The following is a 23,594-nucleotide window of genomic DNA, read 5'->3' as shown; positions in this document are numbered from 1 at the left end:
GTGGCAGCAAATATGGCGAAATCGGAAAAATATTTTCGCGATTTTCGTGAACGCCAAGGCGTTAACTATCCCTTCGGAAAATTCGTTCGGATTTTAGCTGATTTTATTAGGTTTTTTCCACATTTGGCGACGGCATGGAGTCCCGAGATTCCATCATAACGCTCACGAATGTTACAGACTGTAATATTCCGTGAACACGCCCGGCACTTTTTCGCCACTTTTTCACAGATTTAAGCCCCGCCGCCTGCAAGGGCGTGAGTTCAATAGTTGAGGGATACTCTGTTTTGAAGAACATACGTCGTTCTATTATCGCCGCTGTAACTATTGCAGCCTGTTCTTCCATGCTTCCGGCAGAGGGTTTTGCTGGCAATGGTTGTGGCGGTGCTTCATGGTACGCACTTCGCTCCAAAACTGCCTCCGGGGAACGTATGAACCCTGCCATTTTGACTGCCGCACATCGTTCGCTTGCTTTCGGCACCAAGGTGAAGGTCACCAACCGCAACAATGGCCGCACCGTCGTCGTTCGTATCAACGATCGTGGTCCGTTCATCCGTGGTCGTGTGATCGACCTGTCGCGCGCCGCCGCGCAGAATATCGGCATGGTGAGCTCCGGCACTGCGAAGGTCTGCTACCAGGTGATCAGCTAAAGCTGACAGCCGAGGTCATCAGCTGAGGCGACCACTGACTGTGCCGGAAGCGGCGCTTGCTCTTGCCGTCAATCGCGGTTACCACCCGGTTGAGACTTGTGAACAATTCACTGCGTGACACTCGCGTTTGCGCTGATCGTTCACACGCCACGGCAACAGGAGACATGTGAATGCGTCTGGGCGGCCGCCTCGAAGGGGCGATTTCTGTGCTCGCGGACATCGATGCCCGCAAGCGGCCCGTCGCCGACGCGCTGAAGGACTGGGGCCTCGCGCACCGCTTCGCCGGCTCCGGCGATCGTGCTGCGATCGGCAACATCGTCTATGACGCACTGCGCATGCGGCTTTCCCATGCCTGGCTGATGGATGACGACAGTCCTGCGGCCATTGCCCATGCCGTCATGTTCCGCCAATGGGGTTTTACATCAGACAGTCTTGCCACTGAGCTGGCGGACGACAAGTTTGCGCCGGCGCCGCTTTCGCCCGACGCCGTCTCTGCCTTTCAAAGCCGCTCGCTCGACGATGCGCCGTCGCATATTTGCGGCGATATTCCCGAATGGGTCCAACCCTCCTTCGAACAGGCCTTCGGCACCGGCTGGCTCGCCGAGGCACAGGCACTCGCCGCCCGACCGACGCTCGATCTGCGCGCCAACCTGCTCAAAGCCTCCCGCGACAAGGTCGTCAAGGCGCTCGAGAGAGCCAACGCGCATGCAGCGAAGATCGCCCGCTACGGAATCCGGATTGCTGCTGGCGAAGGCGCCTCGCGTCTTCCCAACGTGACTGCCGAGCTTTCGTTCCAAAAAGGCTGGTTCGAAGTTCAGGACGAGGGATCGCAGATTGTCGCCGACCTGGTGCTCGCCCATGATGGCGAACAGGTTCTCGACTATTGCGCCGGTGGCGGCGGCAAGACGCTCGCCATGGCAGCCGCCATGCAGAACAAGGGACAGGTTCACGCCTATGACGCCGACCGCAAACGGCTGGCGCCGATCATCGAGCGGCTGAAGCGGGCGGGCACACGCAATGTCCAGGTGCATGACGACGCCAGGGCGCTCTCCAGCCTTGCGGGACGCTGCGACAAGGTGCTGGTCGACGCGCCCTGCACCGGCACCGGCACATGGCGCCGCCGCCCCGATACGAAGTGGCGCCTGACGGCGAAGAACCTCGACGAGCGCACCGCCCAGCAGCAGGACGCGCTGGCGCAGGCGAGCGGCTTCGTCAAACCCGGCGGCGATCTGATCTATGTGACCTGCTCGGTCCTGCCCCAAGAAAACGAGGAGCAGGCGCGCCGCTTCACGGCTGACAATCCTGATTTTCAGATCGTCAGTGCCCTGCCTGCCTGGGATCAGCTCTTCGGAAAGGACGCCCCGCGTCCGCACTCTTCCGACGGCCTGTCGGTGACTTTGACCCCCGCCTCCACCGATACCGACGGCTTCTTCTTCTGCCGCATGCAGCGCAAGGGCTGACGCGACTTAGCGGAGGCCTCCGCAACTGCCGGTTTTTCAAGCAAATGCCGTTCAAAAATGGCCGGTTAGCCACGCCTGTCCATTCTTAAAATCATTCCAAACTAGAGTGTTTGACACCAGTTTGCTTTTGCGCGAAGAGACGGAGCCCGATTAGACGGAAAATCCGTCACAGGAGAGGATCATGAAGCTCAACCGCAAATTCCGCGCAGCCGTGCTGGCGATCGCCCCCGCCGCCCTGCTCGCCCTTCCCGCGTATGCCGAGACCGATGCTGCTAGCGTGGTGAAACACTATGCCGACGTGGCGCATGCAAAATACGAGGACTCGCTGACGACGGCCAAGGCGCTCGACGCCGCGATCGACGCCTTCCTGAAGGCGCCGACCGATGCGACGCTCAAGGCCGCCAGGGAGGCCTGGATCAAGGCGCGCGTCCCCTACCAGCAGACGGAAGTCTATCGCTTCGGCAATCCGATCGTCGACGACTGGGAAGGCAAGGTCAACGCGTGGCCGCTCGATGAAGGCCTGATCGACTATGTCGATGCCTCCTACGGCACAGAGAGCGACGAAAATTCTCTCTACGTGGCAAATGTCATCGCCAACAAGACGATCAAGATCGACGGCAAGGATGTCGACGCCTCCAAGCTGACGCCAGAATTCCTCTCCGGCACGCTCGCCGAGGCCGGCGGTATCGAAGCCAATGTCGCGACCGGCTATCACGCCATCGAATTCCTGCTCTGGGGTCAGGATCTGAACGGCACGGGTCCCGGCGCCGGCGACCGTCCGGCAACCGACTACGACCTCAAGAATTGCACGCACGGCAATTGTGATCGCCGCGCCGAATATCTGAAGTCCGCCTCCACCCTGCTCGTTTCCGACCTGCAGGAAATGACCGACAACTGGAAGCCGGATGCTGCGGCGACGAAGAATGTCGAAGCCGATCCGAAGGCCGGCCTGGTGGCGATCCTGACGGGCATGGGTTCGCTTTCCTACGGCGAGCTTGCCGGCGAGCGCATGAAGCTCGGCCTGCTGCTGCACGATCCGGAAGAAGAGCATGATTGCTTCTCGGACAATACCTACAACTCGCATCTCAACGACGCGATCGGCATCGCTGCCGCCTATACCGGCAACTATACCCGCGTCGACGGCACCAAGCTCAGCGGCCCGTCGCTGCACGATCTGGTGGCCGCCAAGGACAAGGCGCTCGATGCCGAAGTGGAAGGCAAGCTCAACAAGACGCTCGATGCGATGAATGCCATGGCAAAGCGCGGCGAGACGGTCGAAAAGTACGATCAGATGATCGGCGAAGGCAACAAGGAAGGCAACGCCGTCGTTCAGGCCGCCATCGACGGGCTGATCGACCAGACGAAATCGGTGCAGCGCGTTATTGCCGCACTCGATCTCGGCACGGTTCAGCTTGAAGGTTCCGACAGCTTGGATAATCCTAACGCCGTCTTCAAATAAGCAAAAAGGCGGGCCGCTTCGAAAGCCGGAGCGGCCCGGACCCTGAAATGTCGCATGCCCCGGCCCGCCGATTTTTCGCCAGCGCAACGCTCTGCGCCACGCTTGCCGGTTTTTCCGTCAGCATCGCCGCCGGTTTCGACCTGCCGAGAAAGCGCACCGACCTCTCCGAGGCCGATCTGAAACGCGTCGCCGATGTGACGCGACCGACGGCGGATTTTTCCAAGGCCGAACAATACGAAGCCATGCAGGCCGGTGCGACGACCTCGATCGACCCCGTCACCGAGGACAGCTTCTCGCATATTTCGGCAAACATCCCTTTCGAGGAAGAGCAGAATTTCAAGCTCGGCAATGCGCTCTTCCGCAAGCTCTGGGTGTCCTCTCCCTCCTCGACGCAGGCTTCCGATGGTCTCGGGCCGCTGTTCAACGCCCGCTCCTGCATGAGCTGCCATGTCAATGACGGCCGAGGCAAACCGCCGGAAGGGGGGCCAAGCGCCACCTCGATGTTCCTGCGGCTTTCCCGCGCCGCCACGACACCGGAGGAAGAAAAGGCGGTTGCGCGTGCCGATGTCGTCAATTTTCCCGATCCGGTCTACGGCCATCAGCTGCAGGACCTCGCCGTTCCCGGGCTTGCCGCCGAAGGCAAGATGGCGATCAGCTACAGCGAAGAGAGGGTGACGCTCGGCGACGGCGAGACCGTGTCGCTGCGCCGGCCGAGTTATGCGGTGACGAACCTTGGCTATGGGCCGCTCGATCCCGCGACGACGATTTCGCCGCGTGTCGCCTCGGCGATGATCGGCCTCGGACTGATCGAGGCCATTCCCGAGGCCGATATCCTTGCCCATGCCGATCCTGATGATGCCGACGGCGACGGCATCTCCGGCAAGGCGGCGGTCGTGCGCGACCATCGCAGCGGCAAGATCGCCCTTGGCCGCTTCGGCTGGAAGGCGCAGAACGCCACGGTGCGCGACCAGAGTGCGGATGCCTTCGCCAATGATATCGGCATCTCGACGCCCGATCACCCGGATGCGCAGGGCGATTGCACCAAGGCGAAAGAGAAATGCCTTGATATGCCGACCGGCGTGCAGAAACGGCTGGGCGCAGAAGAAGCGCCGGGTCCCATTCTCGACCTCGTCACCTTCTATTCCGGAAATCTTGCCGTTCCGGCACGGCGCAAGGCGAGTTTCCCCGAGACGCTGCAGGGCAAGCGGATTTTTTACGAAAGCGGCTGCATTTCCTGCCACGTGCCGAAATTCGTTACCCGGCGGGATACGCCCGACAAAGCGCAGTCGTTCCAGCTGATCTGGCCCTATTCCGACTTTCTTCTGCACGACATGGGTGACGGGCTTGCCGACGGGCAGCAGGTCGGCCTTGCAAGCGGACGTGAATGGCGCACGCCGCCGCTATGGGGTATAGGACTGACCCGGACAGTCAGCGGACACAGCTTTTTCCTGCATGACGGCCGTGCGCGTGATCTCACCGAAGCGATCCTCTGGCATGGCGGCGAAGCTGAAAAAGCCCGCAACGCTTTCTCCTCCCTGCCGAAGGACGACAGGGCGGCCTTGATTACATTCCTGGAGTCACTTTGATGCGCCTTTGGCACCCCCTGCTCTGCCTTACTCTGATCGGCCTCGCCACATCCGCGGCCGCCCAGACGGCCACTCCCCCGGCAGGGCTGAACGAGGATGCCGTTCCCGCCGTCATGCAGCGCGCCGTCGACGAGGTGATCCGTCCCGGCTATCGCAACATGCAGCAATCGGCCGCCCGGCTGACGACAGCGATGAAGGATCTTTGCGCCGACGGTACGCAGCAAACGCTCGACAAGGCGAAATCCGCCTTCGACGATACGATCCGCTACTGGTCGATCATCGAGATCGTCCAGACCGGACCCGTCATCCAGGACAATCTCTTCGAGCACATCCTGTTTTATCCCGACCGCAAGGGCGTCGGCCTTAAGCAGGTGCAGGCGCTGATCGCCAAGGCCGATCCGAAGGATGCGACGGTCGATGCGATCGCCGGCAAGAGTGTTGCGCTGCAAGGCCTGACGGCGCTGGAATACGTGCTCTACGGCAATGGCTCCAACGATCTCGTCGGGCAGAAAAACGGCTTCCGCTGCCTTTACGGCGAGGCGGTCGCCGGCAATATCCAGCGTGAAGCCGGCGAAGTCGTCGCCGCCTGGGAAAAGCCCGACGGCGTGCAGGCGAGCTGGAAACATCCAGGCCCGCAGAGCAACGATTTCATGGACAATAAGGAAGCGGTGACCGCGTTGCTCGGCATTCTCGTCCATGGTGCGGAGAATGTCCGCGACCAGCGGCTGGAGCAGTTCTACAAGGGCAAGGACACCGCGCCGCGGCCGCGCATGGCGATCTACTGGCGCTCCAAGAACACCTGGAAATCGATGGCCGCCAATCTGGAGGGCCTGCGCACGCTCTGGCAGAAGGCCGGCATGGCCGAGCTTCTGCCGCCGGACAAGCAGCCGATCGCCGCCTCGATCGACGAGGACTTCAAATCGCTGCTCGACAGCGTGCCGAAGCTCAATCCCGATATCGACGTCGCCATAAGCGATGCGGAGAAGGCCAAGCTCGATACGCTGCTTGCCGACAGCCGCGACCTGATCACCCGGATCAGCGACGAATATGGCGCAGCCATCGGCCTTTCGGCCGGCTTTTCCTTTTCGGACGGAGACTGAGACGATGATGCAAAGTGCCGCGATCAACCGACGCAGCTTCGTCAAGGCGGCGGGGCTCGGCTTCCTTGCCACCTTGACGCCAAGGTCGCTGATGGCGCTGGAGCGGACCGATGCGGTCTACGCCTCGGGCATACGGGCAGCCGACGGCTCCTTTGCCATTGCGACCGTGACCGAGCGCGGCGAGATCGTCGATCAGGTGGCGCTTCCCGCCCGCGCCCACGGCATGGCCTTCAGCGCAGCCGCCGGCAAGACTGTCGCCTTTGCACGCCGGCCGGGCACCTATGCGATGATCTTCGATCCCTGGAACAAAAGCGAGCCGATCGTCATCAGCTCCAGGGAAGACCGGCATTTCTACGGCCACGGCGCCTTCTCTCCTGACGGCCGTTTGCTCTACGCCAGCGAGAACGACTTCGACGGCAATCGCGGCATGATCGGCCTCTACGACGCCACCGACCGCTTCACCCGCATCGGCGAATTCGAAACCTACGGCATCGGTCCGCACGACATGACCGTTTCCGACGACGGACGCCTGCTCATCGTCGCCAATGGCGGCATCGAGACGCATCCGGATTTCGGCCGCACCAAGCTCAATCTCGGCGAGATGCAGCCGTCGCTGGCGCTGATCGATGCGGCAACCGGCGCGCTGGTCGAAAAACATGTGCTGCCGGCGGAATGGGCAGAACTCTCCACTCGCCATGTCGATCTCGATGGCGCGGGCCGCATCTGGTTCGCCTGCCAGTATGAAGGCCACCGCAAGGATTTGCCGCCGCTTGTCGGCCATTTCGCCGAGGGGGAGGATCTTACCTTCATCGACCTGCCGGAGGAGACGACGCGCAGGCTCGCCAACTACGTCGGGGCGATCGCCGTCAATCGCAGCGAAGGTCTCGTCGGTATCACCTCGCCGAAGGGCGGCGCCTCGGTGACTATCGACGCTAGGACGGGCAAGATGCTGGCCGAGACTTCCGTTCCGGATGCGGCGGGCATCGCGCCGGCAAGAAGCGGCTTTGCCGTCTCCTCCTATGACGGCGATTTCCTGTCGACCCGCAGCGACGTCGCCTGGGATCAGCACATCGTACGGATCTAAAGCGCGTCGCGATCTTTCAGATTCGCTCATCGCGCTTTAGGTCTTTGTTTTTACGCATGTCGTTATCGCAAAACCGCGGCACACTTTTGCGCGACATGCTCTAATCACGGAAGCAGAGTTTTAGCCGGCACGCGAATAGGCTTTCTGCTCGGCGCTGACGCTCGATGCCGCGGCCCTTGCCGCCTCGTGCAGCCAGTCGTTTCCCCGCGCCGCCAAATCCTTCAGGATCGCCGCAACCGCTGCCGCATCGTCGGAATGGCAATTGGCGATCTCGAAACCCATCAGTTCCAGCATCGTCGGCGAAAGCAGGATCTCGGGGTGTCGGTCGATTTCGACCTTGCAGCTGTTCGGCGAGAGCCGGCGCACAAGGGTGCGGCCGGAAACCCGGTAATGCGGATCGGCTGAGCGCGCCCGCCCATTGGCGATCTCGCTTGCATGGATCGCCACGTCCTGCGGGTTGTGGCGAAGCGACCAAGCGGACGGCACCAGTGCCTTTGCCTCGCGCAGCACCGGTCCACCCAGCCATTCGGCATAGGCGACGAAACGCGGCCGGCCGAGGCTGCCGGTGCCGCCGCTGCGTGGCTTCGCCACGAAGGGTCCTGACCCCAACGGCAGCGCGTCTGCGAGCGCCTTGACATAGGCTGATGGTGCCGGCTTCTTGCCGGGCTGCAGCACTTCGTATTTCTGCCAGAATTCCCGACGTTCGGAATTCGGCAGCAACAGCGCCTTGCGCAGCCATTTGTGGTCGCGCTCGAGGATGACGGGCAGCGGATTTTCAAGGCCTCTGCGATAACCGCTCAAGATCAATTCGCCGATCATGCGAACCGAGGGACCGTCGCCGCCGCGGGCCAGCACGGCGCTTGCCGCAAGGCGAACGAGATCCAGCGCATAGGGCATCACCGCTGCGTCGTCGAAATCATTAACGCCCCAGACGAGCCGGCCCTCGATATCGCGCCAGGTGCCGAAATTCTCCAGATGCGTGTCGCCGATCGCCAGCACCTCAGGCGCGCCTTTAAGTTCCGGGCAGATATCGAGGATGATCTCGCACCAGCGCCAATAGGTGGCGCGCAGGAAGACGAAATCGTCGCTCCGCATCTTCTCATGCTTCTCCCCGAGATCGTCCTTGACGAGATCGTCGCCGAGTTCACCGGCCAGCCAGGTCTCGAAATTCCGGACCGATTGCGATATCGTCGTCATGCCGCCGGCGCTCCATCATTTCGCGACCCGATGAGGAGAATACGCGCGCCGCGCGAAGCTGCAATCGTCTTCGCATCGGATCGCCACAATCGAGCGGTACTGGCCAGCGGTACCGGCCAGCTGTACCAGCTTGCGCGGCGACGCAAAGGTGAAGGGTTGCCTCGGCGACACTGTCCCGGCTTTCCATCACCGCCCGGACCGATTTCAGCAATGTCCAGCTTGTCGAATGCGGCGCGCCATGCCACTTTCGCGGCTGCAAGAGGGGCAGACATGAGCGAGACTGACAGGGGCGATTTCCGCGCGCGAATCCGCCGCAATTTTGCGCGGCAGGCGGCGATGGAAACGATCGGCGCGGAGCTGACGCGCGTCGAGCACGGCGTCGTGGAGATCGAGCTACCCTTCGACGTCAAACTGACACAGCAGCACGGCATCCTGCACGCAGGCATTATTTCCGCAGCGCTCGATTCAGCCTGCGGCTTTGCCGCCTACAGCGTCATCGACCCGGAAGCCTCGATCCTGACGATCGAGTTCAAGGTCAATCTCATGTCGCCGGGACGTGGCGATCGTTTCCTGTTTCGCGGGGAAATCACCAAACCCGGCTCCACCATCATCGTCGCCGACGGACGAGGCTACGCGATCAGCGACGGGCCGGCGAAACTCATCGCCTCCATGACCGGAACGATGATGGTGATCCGCGGTAGAGAGGGCATTACGGGATGAAGTTCGAACTGAAGTCGGTCGCGGGGAAGTCCATTCTTTTCGTCATGGCGGCGGAGGCCGAATACGGTCCCTTCCTGCGTTCGCGCATCGAACCTTTGATGACCGGCGTCGGCCCGGTCGAGGCAGCCATCGCGCTGAGCAAGACATTGGCCCGGCTGGATGCCGTCGACGACCTGCCCGATCTCGTCGTCTCCCTCGGCTCGGCCGGCTCGGCGAAACTGGAGCAGACCGAAATCTATCAGGTGACCTCGGTTTCCTACCGCGACATGGACGCCTCGCCGCTCGGCTTCGAAAAGGGCAAGACACCCTTTCTCGACCTGCCGGCAACGCTCGAGCTGCCGCTGCGCATTCCCGGCATTGCCGAAGCAAGCCTTTCCACGGGGGGCAACATCATCTCGGGCGCCGCCTATACCAATATCGACGCCGACATGGTCGACATGGAGACCTATGCGGTGCTGCGCGCCTGCCAGGGCTACAAGCTGCCGCTGATCGGCCTTCGCGGCATTTCCGACGGCGCCGTCGAGCTGCAGCATATTTCGGGCTGGACCGAATATCTGCACATCGTCGACCGCAAGCTCTCCTATGGCGTCGACAGCCTGTTCACGGCGCTGGAGGATGGGGTTTTCTGGTTCTGAGTCCCTGAATGCGGGACAATTGGAACAATAAAAACCTGATGCCGCCGATTTCCCGGATTGCAAGGCGAAGCGCTTTTCATTAAAGCCTCGCCATGACCCAGACAGCACATCCCGACTCCGTTCTCATCGTCGATTTCGGCAGCCAGGTGACCCAGCTCATCGCACGACGCGTGCGCGAGGCCGGCGTCTATTGCGAGATCGTTCCCTTCCAATCGGCCGAAGAGGGCTTCCGCCGCCTGCAGCCGAAGGCCGTGATCCTGTCCGGCAGCCCGGCTTCGACGGTCGACGAGGGATCGCCGCGAGCGCCTGACATAATCTTCGACAGCGGCCTGCCGGTCTTCGGCATCTGCTACGGCCAGCAGACGATGTGCATGCAGCTCGGCGGCAAGGTCGAGAGCGGCCATCACCGCGAATTCGGCCGCGCCTTTCTCGAGGTCGACAGGGACTGCCAGCTGTTCGAGGGCCTCTGGTCCTCCGGCTCGCGCCACCAGGTCTGGATGAGCCATGGCGACCGCGTCACCGCGCTGCCGGATGGTTTCGAAGTGGTCGCCACCTCCTCCAACGCGCCCTATGCCTTCATCGCCGACGAGAAGCGCAAATATTACGGCGTGCAGTTCCACCCCGAGGTCGTGCATACGCCTGATGGCGCCAAGCTGATCGGCAATTTCATTCACAACATCGCCGGCATCAAGGGCGACTGGTCGATGTCGGCCTACCGCCAGAAGGCGGTCGAGCAGATCCGCGCGCAAGTGGGCGACAAACGTGTCATCTGCGCGCTTTCGGGCGGCGTCGACAGTTCCGTCGCAGCGCTCCTGATCCACGAGGCCGTCGGCGACCAGCTGACCTGCATCCTCGTCGACCACGGGCTGATGCGCAAGGATGAGGCGGCCGGCGTCGTCGCCATGTTCCGCGAGCACTACAATCTGCACCTGCTGCACGTCGATGCCGCCGATCGCTTCATCGGCGAACTCGAAGGCGTCAGCGACCCGGAAACCAAGCGCAAGATCATCGGCCGGCTGTTCATCGAAACCTTCGAGGAAGAGGCGAAGAAGCTCGGCGGCGCCGATTTCCTCGGCCAGGGCACCCTTTATCCCGACGTGATCGAGAGCGTTTCCTTCACCGGCGGCCCGTCGGTGACGATCAAATCGCACCACAATGTCGGCGGCCTGCCGGAGCGCATGAAGATGCAGCTCGTCGAGCCGCTGCGCGAGCTCTTCAAGGACGAGGTGCGCGCGCTCGGCCGCGAGCTCGGCCTACCCGACAGCTTCATCGGCCGCCACCCCTTCCCAGGCCCGGGCCTTGCGATCCGCTGCCCCGGCGGCATCACCCGCGAAAAGCTGGAGATCCTGCGCGAAGCCGATGCGATCTATCTCGATGAAATCCGCAAGGCCGGTCTCTACGACGCCATCTGGCAGGCCTTCGCCGTGCTGCTGCCCGTCCAGACCGTCGGCGTCATGGGTGATGGCCGCACCTATGAATTCGTCTGCGCACTGCGCGCCGTCACCTCCGTCGACGGCATGACGGCGGACTTCTACCACTACGACATGGAATTCCTCGGCCGCGCCGCGACCCGCATCATCAACGAAGTGCGCGGCATCAACCGCGTGGTTTATGATGTGACGAGCAAGCCGCCCGGCACGATCGAGTGGGAGTGAGGGGAGTACCGCCGTCAGGCCCACCCCAACCTTCACGACTTTGTGGCCTTCAAATATTCGGTCGCGCGCTGCTCGAAGATGTTAGAGCGCCGTGAGTCCTTTCGGACGCACGAAGGACGCTCTAACACTTTGAATCTACGCATCGTGCTTTAGCTCTTTGTCTTTACGCATGTCGTTATCGCAAAACCGCTGCACACTTTTGCGCGACATGCTTTAGCGCGCGCGACCAGTTCTCGGCGTCGATCACACGATCATAGATCGATTACTGCTCCTTCTTGAACAAATCCTGGAAGATGAGCTGGCCCCAAGTGCGGCCGCGTGCGTGCACCAGCGCGCCACCCTCGTTGAGCTTTCCCAGCTCGACGGGTGCGAACCCCAGTTGCTTGGCCAAATCCGCCACGGGAGCGATCGCGTCCTCGTCGTCGCTCGACAGAAAGACGACCCGGTGCCCGCCCTCGACGATCGGATCGGCAGCCAGGGTGGCCGCAAGCAGGTGATTGAACCCTTTCACGAACTTGGCGCCGGTGAACGATTTCGCGACGAAGGCGGAGGACGGGAGGCCGTCCAGCTCTTCAGGGACGGGAAATGCGTTCGTCGCATCGATGACCGTCTTGCCTTTCCAGCTCGGCAAGGCCTTCGCAACCTCGCGATGCTCCCCGAACGGGACCGCCAGGATGATCGTGTCGGCCTCGAGTGCATCCCGCAGCGACTTGGCGACGACCGTGGGTCCAATCGCCCGAGCCTGCGGCGCCAACGCCTCGGACGGCCGGCGGCTCGCGACGGTCACCTCGATGTTTTTACGGGCGAAGGCGTGGGCGAGGGCCTGGCCTATCTTACCGAATCCTACAATTGCGTAGCTCATAATGCTTCTCCGATATTGTGTTGATATTGATTTCCCGGCCCTGAACGGCGCTGGGTTATCTACCGAGCCCTACGGAGCTCCGAAAAAATCGAATGGAGCGCCTGGCCAGGTGCAGCGCGTCAGAGTTGCGCAAGGCCGCCGTCAACCGCGACCTCGCTGGCGGTCATGAAGCTGCTGTCCGACGACGCGAGAAAGGCAGCCGCCGCCCCGATCTCCGCCGGATCGGCCATACGCTGGAGCGGCGTCATCGAGGCGAAGACCTTCTGGCCCTCCTCGCCTAGCGCTTCCTTCGCGAGTTCGGTCGCCGTCGCCCCGGGTGACAGCACGTTGACCCGGATACCGGTGCCCTTCAGGTCCTCCGCCCAGGTCCGCGCGAGGTTGCGCACTGCCGCCTTGCTTGCGCTGTAGGCCGTAAATCCCGGTGCGCCCGTGGTGCCGGCGCTCGATCCGGTCAGGATGATCGAACCGCCTGAGCCCATCAGCGGCAGCGCCTTCTGGACCGTGAAGATCGTGCCCTTCACATTGGTGTCGAAGGTCTCATCGATGTGCTCGGCGGTGATTTTGCCGAGCGGAAGCGGGCTTCCGGCCCCGGCATTGGCAAAGACGATGTCGAGCGTTCCGCGCTCTGCCTTCACCGCGGTGTAAAGCCGATCAAGGTCGGCCTCATCCGAGACCGAGCCCTTTACCGCCCGCGCATTGGCCCCGAGGTCCGCCACAGCGGCGTCAAGCGCCTCCTGCCGGCGGCCGAAGATGAAGACGAAAGCGCCCTCATCGATGAAGCGCTTGGCTGCGGCGCGGCCGATGCCCGTAGCGCCGCCGGTGATCACGGCGGTCTTTCCATTCAGTCTGTTCATGTCATGCATCCTTGGTTTCGCCGTCACACGTTTTCGGCTGTACGGGGAGGTCCCCCGAGAGCCCCGATATGGGTTCGCCGACGTCGGGCGGTGAGTGCGCAATCACGCACATCGCTGGTGCAAAAACGATCCATCCAGGTGATTACGTGCCGCAACACTCGCGCACAGCGCGGCTCAGTGTGCTAAAACGGGGTTCGGAAGCCGCGCCGCGCGGCGCGGGAATGCACCATGATCGACTGGGACGACGTTCGCTACTTTCTTGCCGCCGCGCGCGGAGGCTCATTGCGGGCTGCCGCCAAGCGCCTCGGGGTGAACCACGCGACGGTGCTGCGACGCATCGCCCAGCTCGAGGAACGCCTCGGGGCGCAGATGTTCGAAAAGCTGCCTTCGGGCTACCGCCTGACGGCTGCGGGCGACGAGGTCCTCGAACTCGCGAACCAGATGGAAGCGTCGTCACACCAGCTGGAGACGCGCGTCTTCGGGCGCGACCAGAGCGTGCGCGGGCTTCTGCGGGTGACGTTGGCTCCGCCCCTCGCGACACACCTGCTGATGCCGGATTTCGCCGATTTCGCGCGTCAGCATCCTGATATCGAGATGGAAGTCTTGTCGTCCGGCGAGCTGGCAAATCTGACCAACCGAGAGGCCGATGTGGCGATCCGCGTCGTTTACGACCGCAAAACCCTGCCGCTCAATCTTCACGGCCTGAAGGGACCGGATATATTCGGCGGTATCTACATGTCCCGCGATCTGCTGGCAGCGTGGCGCGCGGGCGCGCCTGATCCCATCCGGTGGATCGTCATCAGCATGCATGGAATTCCGGATTGGGCCAGCGAGGGTGAGGTTCGCACCACGGGGGTTCCATTCAGGACCACTGACGGCGAGGCGCAGATCGTTGCTGTACGGCAAGGGCTCGGGATGACGACACTGCCGTGCTTCGTCGGAGATGCCGACCCCCACCTGGCGAGGGTGCCGGGCACCGACCTGCACATGTACGGAACGCTCTGGCTTCTCACACAGGGAGAGACACGCAAGACGAAGCGCGTGCGGCTCTTCACGGAGTTCGTATCCCACAGGCTCGCCGCATACGCTCCGCTTCTCACGGGGCTGTCCATATCGCGCGACTGACGCCCGGCAGGTCGCCGGCGACGCTTGCCGTCATCCGGTCGGAAGCCGAGCTGCGATTTTCGTCTGGCAAGTCGCGAGATCAAGCCGGAACGTAGGTCAACCTGATCACATCCTCGCCAATCCGGTCATGAGCCATCAGGCGGAGTGGCGGCCGGGGTCCGGCGAAATATGGCTTGCCGTGACCGAGCACGACGGGGTGCAGGTAGATTCGATACTCATCGATCAGGCCAAGTTCGGTGAGGCTTTGCGCCAAATTGGGGCCGGCGACTTCGATCTCCCCGTCGCGTTCCGCCTTCAACTCGCGGATTGCGGCCTCAAGATCTTCCCCAACAAGCCTGGCGTTGGGACCGACCGACTTCATCGAGCGCGAGACGACCCATTTCGGCTGGTTCCGCCACGCCGCCGCGAAGGCCTGTCGCTCTGCATCCCATTCAGGATGTTCGCCGTCCCAGTAACGCATGATCTCATACATCTGGCGACCGTACACACTGCCCGCCTGCCGCTGAGCCTCTTCAATGAAGTGGCGGAAGAGCGTGGGGCTTGGCCCAAACGCCATATGATCGACGTAGCCGTCCAGGGACTGGTTCATTCCGAACACAAGCTTAGCCATCCTCACTTCCTTTCCTTAAACGGCATCCGCGCAAGCCTGATTGCATTATGCAATCAGTTGCAAATTGGCTCAACTGATTTGTTATTGCAATTGGTTTTGAGTGCGCATAAATCCGCGACCTGATGGCCGCCAACCGGCCGGCCTGCGCGGACAACGGCCCGTCCGCGATCAGAACGGACAAGCCGTCATCACAGGGCGCTATTTCAGCGGCAGAAACAGCTCCGCCACCGCCTCATGCTCCGCCACTTCCGGGAAGAAGCTCAGCCGTTGGCAATAGATTGGGAAGTTGCGTGCTTCCTCGCCGCTGGCCGGAAGCCATTCGCGATAAAGGTAGAGCGCGGCGGGCTCCAGATTGTCGGTGTTGCCGACGACGCGCAGCACCGCGCAGCGTCCGCCAGGGATCTCGCCGGCCTTGATCTCTTCGCCGTTCGCCCCGATCGGTTGGTCGGTCCCGACACAAAGATCGACGCTATAATCGGCAGGCGACTGAGGACGCCGCTCGGAACGCCAGACGTTGAAGGTCGGACTTGTCCTGGGGTGCAGGCCAGCGGCCTTGCGCCACGCGATGAACCGCTGGATGGTGGCGCCGAGCGTCGCCGGGTCGCCCCGATGCTCCATGATCGCCACCGGCGTGGTGGGCACATTGCGAATTATCACGTCGTCAGTGGTAAAAGTCCTCTGCATGAGCTTGCTCCTTGCATTGTCGAGAGGCCCGAAGGCGGCAAGCCACGGCTCCCAGTCGGGAGACTTCCGAAACGACGAAGGCGATTGTCCGAACCGTTGCTGAAAGGCGCGGGCGAAGGCATCCGGTGCATCGTAGCCGGCATCCATCGCTATATCAGTGACGCGTTCTTCGTCCCGGTAAGCCAGCCGGTATGAAGCGAGCTTCATGCGGGCAAGCTGGATATAGCGATGCACGGACAATCCGAAGGTCGCCGTGAACTGCCGGTGGAAATGAAACTTCGAGAAGGCCGCGACGCCGCTCAGAAGGTCAAGATCGAGATCGTCATCGAGGTGCTGGTCGACATAATCCAGCACTCGCTGCATCCGCTCATGATAGTTCCGAAGCGCTGCGGTCATTCGTCTTGGTCCCCGTGGCAGCTCAAACTAGATTCCTTCGGCAACGCAGCGCTCGACCGATCTTGCGGTTTGGTATGGATCAGCCGGCGTGCCGCCCGATCGGAGCATCTTGCGATCCTCGCCCGGCACTGTTATTCGCATTTCCGTCTTAGAGGAGAATGCCTTTGTTTGCCGTCGCAACGATCCAGAACTCACCGGCTGCGGCGGTAGGGATGAAGGCGCTCGGCATCGTGACCGAAAGCTGATCTCACTCTATCGCTCGGCCTATAGCGCGCCCAATGCTGGCGCATGTCTAATGTCGAGAAAACGATGATTATCGAACTAACGTCTTATGATTTTGAAGCGCTGCTGAAGGGCATCGCGCCTCGCAATCTACACCTTGTCCAAGACAGCGCCATTGCGCCTCCTGAAATCCTGGCGATGTTGAGCCGCCTCGCGGCTGATATCGGCGTGGAATTTTTGCCGTCGGCCTGGATGATCGTGGATGATGACGAGATCGTCGGCCTTTGCTCTGTCATCAAGGTTCCCCAGGACGGAAAGATCCATATCGGCTATGGGGTTGCGCCCTCCCGCCAAAGCCGTGGATGCACCACGCGGGCCATAGGGCAGTTGCTGGAGTGGGCGCGGGACGATCCTCGCGTGGCTTTGATCTCTGCAGAAACCGGCTTCGGCAACATCGCGTCCCAGCGCGTTCTTGAACGCAATGGTTTTATCCGTATCGGCGAGCGTATCGATGCCGAAGATGGTCCATTGATCTGCTGGGAAGCCGCAACCGTTCAGGTTTTACCGGCTGGAGTAGCCCTCACAGGAAGAGGCCGGCCGAGGTTCAGTTGCCTCGGTCGACCGTTGTCATGAAGGGAATGACAACGGCGATCCGAAGCCGGCTTCAGCGGCCGTACGTGACCTCGACGGAGGCCTTGTCGAGCATATTTGCCCTGACATAGAAACCAACCATGGCGCCCGGCGCAGTATCGGGAAGCGGGAGCTTGTCGACCGAGAGCGCGTAGACGGTGAACTGGTAGTGGTGCGGCCGATCGCCGGCCGGCGGGCATGCACCACCGTAGCCTGATGTACCAAAGTCGGTGTGACCTTCGACAGTGCCTGCGGGAAGCTTCTTGTCACCGCTGGCGCCAGTGGCAATCTCCGAGGCATTTGCGGGAATGTTGAACACCGACCAATGCCACCAGCCCGAGCCTGTGGGAGCATCCGGATCGTAAGCCATGATGGCGAAACTCTTGGTCGCCTCAGGCGCACCCGACCAGGTCAGTTCCGGCGAGATGTTCTTGCCGGCGCAGCCGAAGCTGTTGAAGACCTGCGCATCGGCCATCGACTTGCCGGCGATCAAATCCTTCGAGGTGAGCTTCATTTCGGCCTGTGCGGCCGTCGCGCCAAAGACGGATGTGGCGAGTAGTACTGCTGTGATGAAACGCATTCTGTTTTCCTGCGGTTGATAATGCCGGAAAACTATCGTCACCGAGCAAGTGCATCTGCCCCGCTACGCTCAACTTCTGCCCCGATCCGCTCAAAACGCTCGGAGCCACCCCGCACATGGCGTGGATTGACGCCAAACCGCTCTTTGAACCGCGCAGCGAATTGAGAAGGGGAGTCGTAACCGACCTCAAGCGCAACCTGCGCCATCGGCAGAGTTGTGGTTTGAATGAGGCCCAAGGCGCGATTCATCCTTGTATCGCTCAAGATCTCAGTGAAACCGGTATTCTCGGCGGCCAGCTTACGCCTCAACGTCGCTTCGCTCATGTTGAACGAGCGCGCCGCGTGCGCAAGCGTCCAATCAAAGGCCGTATCACTTTCGATCATCTGCCGCAGCCGGTCCTCGAACCGAGGGCTTTGGCCTTGGCCCAACACCGCTCCGCAGAGCGCAAACCAGGTGATCAGCTCCATCAAACGAGCCTTGGCAATGGCGCCGGGAAGCCTCGTCAGATTGCCGGGCTGACAGCAATAGTCGAACAATGCCGCGGCTTCCTCCGGCAGCTTCGAGGTGCCTGCCGGCACAGGCCTCGATGGAACAGCGATCGATCCCATCCTGATATAGGCTTCCTCGAAGAGCTGTCGCGGAACGGGAAGCGCCAGGGTCTGATACTTCTGCGGCGCCTTGGGAATGTTCTCCATCGTCAACGGTCTGTAGTCGGGCAGCAAGCCATAGGCGCCGGCCTCGAGGCGCAAAGCCTTATCGTCGGCCATGACAATCTTCGTTCCCGATTGCACCTGTATCAACAAGGGGCTCGTATTGACGAGACGATAAAAACAAGCCCGCCCACCCTGACGGATCAAAGCCCTGGCCGGAACGGGAAAGACGTCGTCGAGCATATGTTCTCCGCAAAAGGATGGAAGCGCGGCGAGCGGTGGCCTCTATAGCGCGCGCGCCGCCTCGCTGGCCTCTTTCATCGGGAATATCAAAGCCGGATGCCAGCGGCAACATTCAGCCCAAGCCGCAGGATTTGAGCCCGTGCGACTGGCCTGAAATCGCCGTCGAGACTTACCAGCGGCAGCTTGAGCCCAGACCGCATTACCGCCCGTCAAATCTGCGCACATAATCGACCAAAGCGCGCAGCTTCAGCGGCTGCCGCTGGCGCCTGGGGTAGTAGAGATAGAAACCCGGGAAGGGTGGACAGAAGTCCTCCAGCAGCGGCACGAGTTCGCCGCGTTCGATATAGGGCTGGAAGGTCTCCGCCATACCGAAGGTGATCCCGGCCCCGGCGCAGGCCATGCGGATCATCATTCCCATGTCGTTGGTCGTAATGGTGGGATCGACGGAGACGTCGAAGTCGCGATCGTTTTCGGTGAATTCCCAGCGATAGGGCGCCGTATCCGGGCGTGGTCGCCATCCGATGCAGGCGTGGTTCTGCAACTCGCCGGGGTGGCGGGGATGGCCGCGGCGCTCGAGATAACTGCGGGATGCGGCGGCGCATTGTCGCTGCTCTTCGGAGACTGAAATTGCGATCATGTCCTTTTCGATTACTTCGCCGAGCCGAACGCCCGCGTCGAAGCCGGCCTCGACGATATCGAATTCGTCATCGGTGATGGTGATATCGAGTTTGATGTCAGGGCAGGCTTCCATGAAGCCGGCCAGTAAGGTGCCGGAGAGGAAGTTCTCGGCGATCGAGGAAACGGTGATCCGCAGCAGACCGCTCGGGCGCGCCTGCATTTCCCGCACCGTCTGCATCGCATCCTTGACCTGGCGGACCGATGGACGAACCGCGTCGAAGAACACTTCACCGGCTTCGGTCAGGCTGACGCTGCGCGTCGTGCGCTGGACCAGGGCGACTCCGACCCGATCCTCCAGGCGCTGCACGGCCTGGCTGACGGCGGAGCGGGTGACGCCAAGCCGCTCGCCGGCGAGCCGGAAGTTCCGCGCTTCGGCCACCGCAAGAAAAACTGAAATGCCTTCGAGATCATCGACCATTGGTTAGTATTTCTAACCAAGGCATCCTGGATTGGCAACTTAATCATCGCAGATGGGCACGCTATCTTTCAAGTCGAGATCAACGCCAAGACGCACTCATCGGCCGATCTTCTTCGAAAGGCAAGGCAATGCAAAGGATTTTCAAAAGCCCGGTCCTGCAGTTTTTCGCGGCGGTCACCCTGGCTGGCGCGGCGACCAGTTCGTCCGCCACCGATGGCGTGAACCGCCGAGATCAGCAGCAACAAACAAGCGAGAACAGAATGCAGCAACATCCCTATATCGGCATGTGGATGACGGATGATGGCCGCGTCCGCCACGAACTTCTGCCCAATGGCCGCTACGACGAAGCCCGTGGCAGCCGGGAAAGCGCTTATCGAGGACGCTACGAAGTCACCGGAAGCCACATCGAATATTGGGATGACACGGGCTTCACGGCCGACGGCGATTTCGTCGACGGCAACACCCTCCATCATGGCGGCATGGTGCTTCGGCGCAAATGATGTGCCGCCTGAAAGGCAACGATGCGCTGCGCGCAAACTTCGACGCCTGGGCGGAAACAACGCTCAGCGCCGATTTTCCCACCTGACCACCAAAAAACCCTCAGCCGCATCGCCAGGCGAGCGGCGTACACATGGAGCTTGAGATGTCTGATATCAAAGGAAAAGTCATTGCCATCACCGGCGCCAGCAGCGGCATCGGAGAGGCCGCGGCAAAGGTGCTGGCTGCCGCAGGTGCCCATATCGTGATCGGCGCCCGCCGCACCGAGCGCCTGGAGGAACTCGCCGGCGAAATCGCCGCAACGGGCGGGACGGTGCGCCTGCGACAGCTTGATGTCACCGACCGTTCCCAGGTGGAGGCCTTTGCAGGCTTTGCCCGCTCCGAATTCGGCCGGCTGGATGTCATCGTCAACAATGCCGGCGTCATGCCGCTGTCGCCGCTCGACACCCTCAAGGTCGACGAGTGGGACCGGATGGTCGACGTCAACATCAAGGGCGTTCTCTACGGCATCGCGGCAGCGCTTCCGATCATGAAGGCGCAGGGATCAGGGCAGATCATCAACCTGTCTTCGATCGGCGGCCACAGCGTCTCGCCGACGGCGGCCGTCTATTGCGCGACGAAATTTGCGGTGCGGGCGATCTCGGACGGATTGCGGCAGGAGACCGATCTTATCCGTGTGACTGTCATATCTCCCGGCACGACGACATCGGAACTGGCCGACACGATCACCGATCCGACGGCGCGCGATGCCATGAAGGCTTTCAGGGCGATCACGATCAGCCCCGAGGCGATCGCCAATTCGATCCTCTACGCCGTCAGCCAGCCTGATGATGTCGATGTCAGCGAGATCATCATCCGGCCGACAGCCAGCCCGCATTGAGCGGCTGAGATTGCCGCCAAAGCAATTCCAGCAAAAGTGTAGAGCGGTTTTGCCAGGCAAAGCGCGAAGCGATTTTGCCGGGAATTGCGGAAAACGAAAAGCCTCCGCCGCCTAAAAACCCAGCGACTGCTGGGCAGGCGGCGGCGGTGCAAGGTTGACGCCTTCGCGCTCCAGCATGCGGGCCTTCGACGACGAACCGCCGGGAGCGGAGAAGCCGCCGATCTTGCCGCCGGCTGCAAGCACCCGGTGGCAGGGAATGATCAGAGCGACGGGGTTCTTCGCCATCGCCTGGCCGACATCGCGGGCGGCTTCCGGCCCGACGCCGAGCTCCTTGGCCAGCGCGCCGTAAGTGGTGGTGCGGCCCCAGCCGACACGCCTTGCCGCCGCATAAATATCCCGGAAGAAGGTATCCTGGCCGGCAAGGTCGAGTTCGACGCCGGAAAAATCCGTCTCCTCGCCCTGGAAGTAGCGCTTCACGGCCGCGACCGTCTCCAGCACAGCAGGCGTCGGCGCGCCGGCTTCGGCATCCGGCAGGCGGCGCAGCAGGAGCCGTTCGGTCGCCTCTGCTGATTTGGTCGGCAGCTGGAAGCGGGTGATGCCGGCGTCGCTCCAGGCGATACCACAGAAACCGCCCGCGGTTTCGAAGATGAGATAGTGGTGCGTTGTCTCAGCCATGACACAGCCTCCGCGTTTTCGATTGCCCTCAAAATCGTATGGGACGGCCTCGGTTTCAACCCGTTTCTTGCGCGCATAAGGCTTCCGGGAAATATCGCGATCCGTCTCTCGCAATGTCAATCGAACATCCACGTCATCCATTCAGAGAAGATTGTATCGGAAATTTATGTTCTGTTTTTGTTCTTGATATTCAATCTCGTCAGAGTATCCTTCGTCGCGTTTTGGAAACGACGAGGTGGGTCATGACGACCCTGAGAGCCCATGAACCAAATCTCCTTCGACTTCGAGGATGGGCGAAGTCGGCGCGGGCGACCGGGCGAAAACCATAACGGCGGACACCGGCTTTTCTTCGCCCTCTGTCCGCCTGCGGCGGTTGAGCGGCAGGCGGCATCGATCGCCGATGACTATGGGAAGACTTTCTCTCTTTCGGCAAAGCCACGGCTGACGACACTGCATATGACGATCATCGGCATCGACGATTATGAAGAATTGCCCGAGGACGCGGTCTTTGCGGCGCGCCAGGCCGGCGCCACGGTGGAGAGCGCGCCGATTGCGATCACTTTCGACAGGATCATGAGCTTCAGGCGGGAAGGTAAGGCGCGGCCGCTCGTGCTTTACGGCGAAGGCGGGCTGAAACCGCTCACCCGACTGCATGTCCAGCTCGGTGTCGGCATGCACAATGCCGGACTGCGGCACAATATCAGCCGCGATTTCACACCGCATATGACGCTGCTCTACGACCGCAAGACCGTGCCGCCGGCGAGGCTCGACACGCCCGTTTCATGGACGGCGTCCGAATTCCTGCTCATCCACAGTCTTCTCGGAAAAACCGAATATCGGATCATCGATCGCTGGCCACTGCTCGGCTGAGGCAATGATGTCTGCGGACCACGCTTGCGCTTGCCCTATTTCCGCTCATATAGCTCGGAATGCCTAACCGGGCGCTGGTTGCAAACGGGAACGAAGACAGCATGGACGTTTCAGAGATCATCATCCCTGGAGATACGCCGGGAACGGAGTGGCGGCTGCCGGTGCTGCGCTTTAAAGGCCACGATCCGAGGGCGCCGAAGATCTATATCCAGGCGGCACTGCATGCCGGCGAGCTGCCGGGAACGGTGCTGCTGCACTTCCTCTGCGAGCGGCTGCGGCAGGCGGAAAACCAAGGCGGGATCGCCGGCGACATCACCATCGTGCCGCAGGCCAATCCGATCGGTGCGGCGCAATCGCATTTCGGCGAGCTGCAGGGCCGTTTCGACCTGGGCTCACGCACCAATTTCAACCGGGATTTTCCGCTGATCTCCATTACCGATCGGGCGACGCTGATCGAGGATCTTGATGATTACCCGGCTACCGATAGATTGAAGCGACAGCTGCTGCATTTGGCGCTTGGCGCCGATCTCGTGCTCGACCTGCATTGCGACGACGAATCCCTGCAATATGCCTATATCGACGAGGCCTTCTGGCCGGAGGCGGCCGATCTTGCCGCCGCGCTCGACATGGAGGCCGTGCTGCTTTCGGATGGCGAAAGCTCGGCCTTCGAGGAGGCCGTCGGCTTCGCATGGAAATATGAAGTTCCCGGCGAACGCCGCTCCCGGCTGCCTGGCAAACTCTCCGTCACCGTCGAGCTGCGCGGCAAACGCGACGTCGATCCGGTGCTGGCGAAAAAGGATGCGGACGGGCTCTGGCGCTTCCTTGCGGCACGCGGCATCGTTGGCGACGAAAAACCGGCGGCAACGGTATTTTCCGGTCCGGCCGTGCCGCTCGACAATGTGGAGATCATCCGCACGCCAGAAGGCGGCGCCGTACTCTTCCATCGCGATATCGGCGAGAGGATTGCCGAAGGCGAGCTTCTGGCGACGATCGTCACCCGGCCGGGGCAGCCGGGCGGCAGCATCGAGCTCACCGCGCCGCAGGACGGACTGATCCTGACCCGGACCTCCGACCGGCTGGTGCGGCGGCGCAGCGACCTGATGAAGATCGCCTGTGACGAACCCAGCAAGGCCTCCCGCAAGGCCGGCACGCTGGAGAATTGAGCCGGGCCGGTTT

At 61.9% G+C, this 23,594-nt stretch carries 23 protein-coding genes and 1 pseudogene; 15 read left to right on the top strand and 9 right to left on the bottom strand.

The window, feature by feature from the left end:
* Window positions 1–284 precede the first annotated feature (284 nt).
* From GR198_RS20420 to GR198_RS20395, 6 genes are all read left to right on the top strand, one after another.
* Entirely contained in the window at window positions 285–647 is a 363-nt protein-coding gene (locus tag GR198_RS20420; protein ID WP_029873975.1) for a septal ring lytic transglycosylase RlpA family protein, read from the top strand.
* 170 nt (window positions 648–817) lie between these two features.
* Window positions 818–2,107, top strand: a complete 1,290-nt coding sequence (locus tag GR198_RS20415) for an RsmB/NOP family class I SAM-dependent RNA methyltransferase (RefSeq protein WP_029873976.1) — start codon at window positions 818–820, stop codon at window positions 2,105–2,107.
* Between the two features lie 181 nt (window positions 2,108–2,288).
* Window positions 2,289–3,566 carry an imelysin family protein gene (locus tag GR198_RS20410; protein WP_029873977.1) on the top strand — a complete coding sequence of 426 codons (1,278 nt, stop codon included), beginning with the start codon at window positions 2,289–2,291 and terminating at the stop codon, window positions 3,564–3,566.
* Between the two features lie 47 nt (window positions 3,567–3,613).
* Window positions 3,614–5,152, top strand: a complete 1,539-nt coding sequence (locus tag GR198_RS20405; protein WP_029873978.1) for a di-heme oxidoreductase family protein — start codon at window positions 3,614–3,616, stop codon at window positions 5,150–5,152.
* Window positions 5,152–6,252 (top strand): imelysin family protein, encoded by a 1,101-nt coding sequence (locus GR198_RS20400; RefSeq protein ID WP_029873979.1) that lies wholly within the window; start codon window positions 5,152–5,154, stop codon window positions 6,250–6,252. Before GR198_RS20405 ends, GR198_RS20400 begins: the two co-directional genes overlap by 1 nt.
* 4 nt (window positions 6,253–6,256) lie before the next feature.
* Window positions 6,257–7,336 (top strand): DUF1513 domain-containing protein, encoded by a 1,080-nt coding sequence (locus tag GR198_RS20395; protein ID WP_029873980.1) that lies wholly within the window; start codon window positions 6,257–6,259, stop codon window positions 7,334–7,336.
* A 120-nt stretch (window positions 7,337–7,456) separates the two neighbouring features.
* Here the strand turns inward: GR198_RS20395 and GR198_RS20390 are convergent, their stop codons facing one another.
* Window positions 7,457–8,533 carry a DUF2252 family protein gene (locus GR198_RS20390; protein ID WP_164069466.1) on the bottom strand — a complete coding sequence of 359 codons (1,077 nt, stop codon included), beginning with the start codon at window positions 8,531–8,533 and terminating at the stop codon, window positions 7,457–7,459.
* A gap of 270 nt (window positions 8,534–8,803) precedes the next feature.
* On the opposite strand from GR198_RS20390, the gene GR198_RS20385 reads away from it, so the two are divergent.
* The 3 genes from GR198_RS20385 to guaA all read left to right on the top strand — a co-directional run bounded on the left by GR198_RS20385 (window position 8,804) and on the right by guaA (window position 11,543).
* The gene (locus tag GR198_RS20385; RefSeq protein ID WP_003544704.1) at window positions 8,804–9,253 is read left to right on the top strand and encodes a PaaI family thioesterase; all 450 of its coding nucleotides are present in this window, start codon (window positions 8,804–8,806) and stop codon (window positions 9,251–9,253) included.
* Window positions 9,250–9,888 (top strand): 5'-methylthioadenosine/S-adenosylhomocysteine nucleosidase, encoded by a 639-nt coding sequence (locus GR198_RS20380; protein WP_018485266.1) that lies wholly within the window; start codon window positions 9,250–9,252, stop codon window positions 9,886–9,888. The genes GR198_RS20385 and GR198_RS20380 overlap by 4 nt, the downstream gene beginning before the upstream one ends.
* Window positions 9,889–9,980: 92 nt before the next feature.
* Complete coding sequence (guaA, locus tag GR198_RS20375; protein ID WP_029873982.1) at window positions 9,981–11,543, top strand: glutamine-hydrolyzing GMP synthase; 1,563 nt, start codon at window positions 9,981–9,983, stop codon at window positions 11,541–11,543.
* A gap of 262 nt (window positions 11,544–11,805) precedes the next feature.
* On the opposite strand, the gene GR198_RS20370 is transcribed toward guaA, so the two are convergent.
* Both GR198_RS20370 and GR198_RS20365 read right to left on the bottom strand, forming a co-directional pair.
* On the bottom strand, window positions 11,806–12,432 hold the full coding sequence (locus GR198_RS20370) for an NADPH-dependent F420 reductase (protein ID WP_409514059.1): 627 nt from the start codon (window positions 12,430–12,432) through the stop codon (window positions 11,806–11,808).
* 92 nt (window positions 12,433–12,524) lie between these two features.
* The gene (locus GR198_RS20365; protein WP_029873984.1) at window positions 12,525–13,259 is read right to left on the bottom strand and encodes an SDR family NAD(P)-dependent oxidoreductase; all 735 of its coding nucleotides are present in this window, start codon (window positions 13,257–13,259) and stop codon (window positions 12,525–12,527) included.
* Window positions 13,260–13,487: 228 nt separating this feature from the next.
* Between GR198_RS20365 and GR198_RS20360 the strand changes: the two genes are divergently transcribed.
* Complete coding sequence (locus tag GR198_RS20360; protein WP_164069465.1) at window positions 13,488–14,384, top strand: LysR family transcriptional regulator; 897 nt, start codon at window positions 13,488–13,490, stop codon at window positions 14,382–14,384.
* 79 nt (window positions 14,385–14,463) lie between these two features.
* Here GR198_RS20360 and GR198_RS20355 read toward each other — a convergent pair whose 3' ends face one another.
* Together GR198_RS20355 and GR198_RS20350 are read right to left on the bottom strand one after the other, a co-directional pair.
* Window positions 14,464–14,994: a dihydrofolate reductase family protein gene (locus tag GR198_RS20355; RefSeq protein ID WP_029875628.1), complete on the bottom strand. Its 531-nt coding sequence runs from the start codon at window positions 14,992–14,994 to the stop codon at window positions 14,464–14,466.
* Window positions 14,995–15,192: 198 nt separating this feature from the next.
* A complete protein-coding gene (locus GR198_RS20350; protein WP_029875627.1) occupies window positions 15,193–16,074 on the bottom strand; it encodes an AraC family transcriptional regulator in 882 nt (293 codons plus the stop codon).
* Window positions 16,075–16,362: 288 nt separating this feature from the next.
* On the opposite strand from GR198_RS20350, the pseudogene GR198_RS20345 reads away from it, so the two are divergent.
* Window positions 16,363–16,851: pseudogene (locus GR198_RS20345) on the top strand (GNAT family N-acetyltransferase); the annotation flags it as partial.
* Between the two features lie 109 nt (window positions 16,852–16,960).
* On the opposite strand, the gene GR198_RS20340 reads toward GR198_RS20345, so the two are convergent.
* The 3 genes from GR198_RS20340 to GR198_RS20330 form a co-directional block, all read right to left on the bottom strand.
* Window positions 16,961–17,506 carry a YbhB/YbcL family Raf kinase inhibitor-like protein gene (locus GR198_RS20340; protein WP_029875625.1) on the bottom strand — a complete coding sequence of 182 codons (546 nt, stop codon included), beginning with the start codon at window positions 17,504–17,506 and terminating at the stop codon, window positions 16,961–16,963.
* Between the two features lie 38 nt (window positions 17,507–17,544).
* Window positions 17,545–18,399, bottom strand: coding sequence for a helix-turn-helix domain-containing protein (locus GR198_RS20335; RefSeq protein ID WP_029875624.1), 855 nt, complete (start codon window positions 18,397–18,399; stop codon window positions 17,545–17,547).
* Window positions 18,400–18,598: 199 nt separating this feature from the next.
* Window positions 18,599–19,495: a LysR family transcriptional regulator gene (locus GR198_RS20330; protein ID WP_029875623.1), complete on the bottom strand. Its 897-nt coding sequence runs from the start codon at window positions 19,493–19,495 to the stop codon at window positions 18,599–18,601.
* 128 nt (window positions 19,496–19,623) lie between these two features.
* On the opposite strand from GR198_RS20330, the gene GR198_RS20325 reads away from it, so the two are divergent.
* Complete coding sequence (locus GR198_RS20325; protein WP_080658273.1) at window positions 19,624–19,995, top strand: Atu4866 domain-containing protein; 372 nt, start codon at window positions 19,624–19,626, stop codon at window positions 19,993–19,995.
* 143 nt (window positions 19,996–20,138) lie between these two features.
* Window positions 20,139–20,873 carry an SDR family oxidoreductase gene (locus GR198_RS20320; protein WP_164069464.1) on the top strand — a complete coding sequence of 245 codons (735 nt, stop codon included), beginning with the start codon at window positions 20,139–20,141 and terminating at the stop codon, window positions 20,871–20,873.
* 111 nt (window positions 20,874–20,984) lie between these two features.
* Here GR198_RS20320 and GR198_RS20315 read toward each other — a convergent pair whose 3' ends face one another.
* Window positions 20,985–21,548, bottom strand: coding sequence for a methylated-DNA--[protein]-cysteine S-methyltransferase (locus GR198_RS20315; protein ID WP_164069463.1), 564 nt, complete (start codon window positions 21,546–21,548; stop codon window positions 20,985–20,987).
* Window positions 21,549–21,809: 261 nt separating this feature from the next.
* On the opposite strand from GR198_RS20315, the gene GR198_RS20310 reads away from it, so the two are divergent.
* Together GR198_RS20310 and GR198_RS20305 are read left to right on the top strand one after the other, a co-directional pair.
* Window positions 21,810–22,418 (top strand): 2'-5' RNA ligase family protein, encoded by a 609-nt coding sequence (locus GR198_RS20310; RefSeq protein WP_029875620.1) that lies wholly within the window; start codon window positions 21,810–21,812, stop codon window positions 22,416–22,418.
* A gap of 101 nt (window positions 22,419–22,519) precedes the next feature.
* A complete protein-coding gene (locus GR198_RS20305) occupies window positions 22,520–23,581 on the top strand; it encodes a succinylglutamate desuccinylase/aspartoacylase domain-containing protein (RefSeq protein WP_029875619.1) in 1,062 nt (353 codons plus the stop codon).
* The last annotated feature ends 13 nt before the right edge of the window (window positions 23,582–23,594 follow it).

This window comes from Rhizobium leguminosarum (assembly GCF_010668065.1).
In the GTDB taxonomy this organism is placed as follows: Bacteria; Pseudomonadota; Alphaproteobacteria; order Rhizobiales; family Rhizobiaceae; genus Rhizobium; species Rhizobium leguminosarum_S.
Note: the sequence above shows the minus strand (reverse complement) of the source record. Positions and strands in the feature narration are given on the sequence as shown.

Coding starts and splice junctions, on each gene's coding strand:
- GR198_RS20415 (WP_029873976.1), top strand. CDS start 818: ATGCGTCTGGGCGGCCGCCTCGAAGGGGCGATTTCTGTGCTCGCGGAC.
- GR198_RS20410 (WP_029873977.1), top strand. CDS start 2,289: ATGAAGCTCAACCGCAAATTCCGCGCAGCCGTGCTGGCGATCGCCCCC.
- GR198_RS20405 (WP_029873978.1), top strand. CDS start 3,614: ATGTCGCATGCCCCGGCCCGCCGATTTTTCGCCAGCGCAACGCTCTGC.
- GR198_RS20400 (WP_029873979.1), top strand. CDS start 5,152: ATGCGCCTTTGGCACCCCCTGCTCTGCCTTACTCTGATCGGCCTCGCC.
- GR198_RS20395 (WP_029873980.1), top strand. CDS start 6,257: ATGATGCAAAGTGCCGCGATCAACCGACGCAGCTTCGTCAAGGCGGCG.
- GR198_RS20390 (WP_164069466.1), bottom strand. CDS start 8,533: ATGACGACGATATCGCAATCGGTCCGGAATTTCGAGACCTGGCTGGCC.
- GR198_RS20385 (WP_003544704.1), top strand. CDS start 8,804: ATGAGCGAGACTGACAGGGGCGATTTCCGCGCGCGAATCCGCCGCAAT.
- GR198_RS20380 (WP_018485266.1), top strand. CDS start 9,250: ATGAAGTTCGAACTGAAGTCGGTCGCGGGGAAGTCCATTCTTTTCGTC.
- guaA (WP_029873982.1), top strand. CDS start 9,981: ATGACCCAGACAGCACATCCCGACTCCGTTCTCATCGTCGATTTCGGC.
- GR198_RS20365 (WP_029873984.1), bottom strand. CDS start 13,259: ATGAACAGACTGAATGGAAAGACCGCCGTGATCACCGGCGGCGCTACG.
- GR198_RS20360 (WP_164069465.1), top strand. CDS start 13,488: ATGATCGACTGGGACGACGTTCGCTACTTTCTTGCCGCCGCGCGCGGA.
- GR198_RS20355 (WP_029875628.1), bottom strand. CDS start 14,994: ATGGCTAAGCTTGTGTTCGGAATGAACCAGTCCCTGGACGGCTACGTC.
- GR198_RS20350 (WP_029875627.1), bottom strand. CDS start 16,074: ATGACCGCAGCGCTTCGGAACTATCATGAGCGGATGCAGCGAGTGCTG.
- GR198_RS20340 (WP_029875625.1), bottom strand. CDS start 17,506: ATGCGTTTCATCACAGCAGTACTACTCGCCACATCCGTCTTTGGCGCG.
- GR198_RS20335 (WP_029875624.1), bottom strand. CDS start 18,399: ATGCTCGACGACGTCTTTCCCGTTCCGGCCAGGGCTTTGATCCGTCAG.
- GR198_RS20330 (WP_029875623.1), bottom strand. CDS start 19,495: ATGGTCGATGATCTCGAAGGCATTTCAGTTTTTCTTGCGGTGGCCGAA.
- GR198_RS20325 (WP_080658273.1), top strand. CDS start 19,624: ATGCAAAGGATTTTCAAAAGCCCGGTCCTGCAGTTTTTCGCGGCGGTC.
- GR198_RS20320 (WP_164069464.1), top strand. CDS start 20,139: ATGTCTGATATCAAAGGAAAAGTCATTGCCATCACCGGCGCCAGCAGC.
- GR198_RS20315 (WP_164069463.1), bottom strand. CDS start 21,548: ATGGCTGAGACAACGCACCACTATCTCATCTTCGAAACCGCGGGCGGT.
- GR198_RS20310 (WP_029875620.1), top strand. CDS start 21,810: ATGAACCAAATCTCCTTCGACTTCGAGGATGGGCGAAGTCGGCGCGGG.
- GR198_RS20305 (WP_029875619.1), top strand. CDS start 22,520: ATGGACGTTTCAGAGATCATCATCCCTGGAGATACGCCGGGAACGGAG.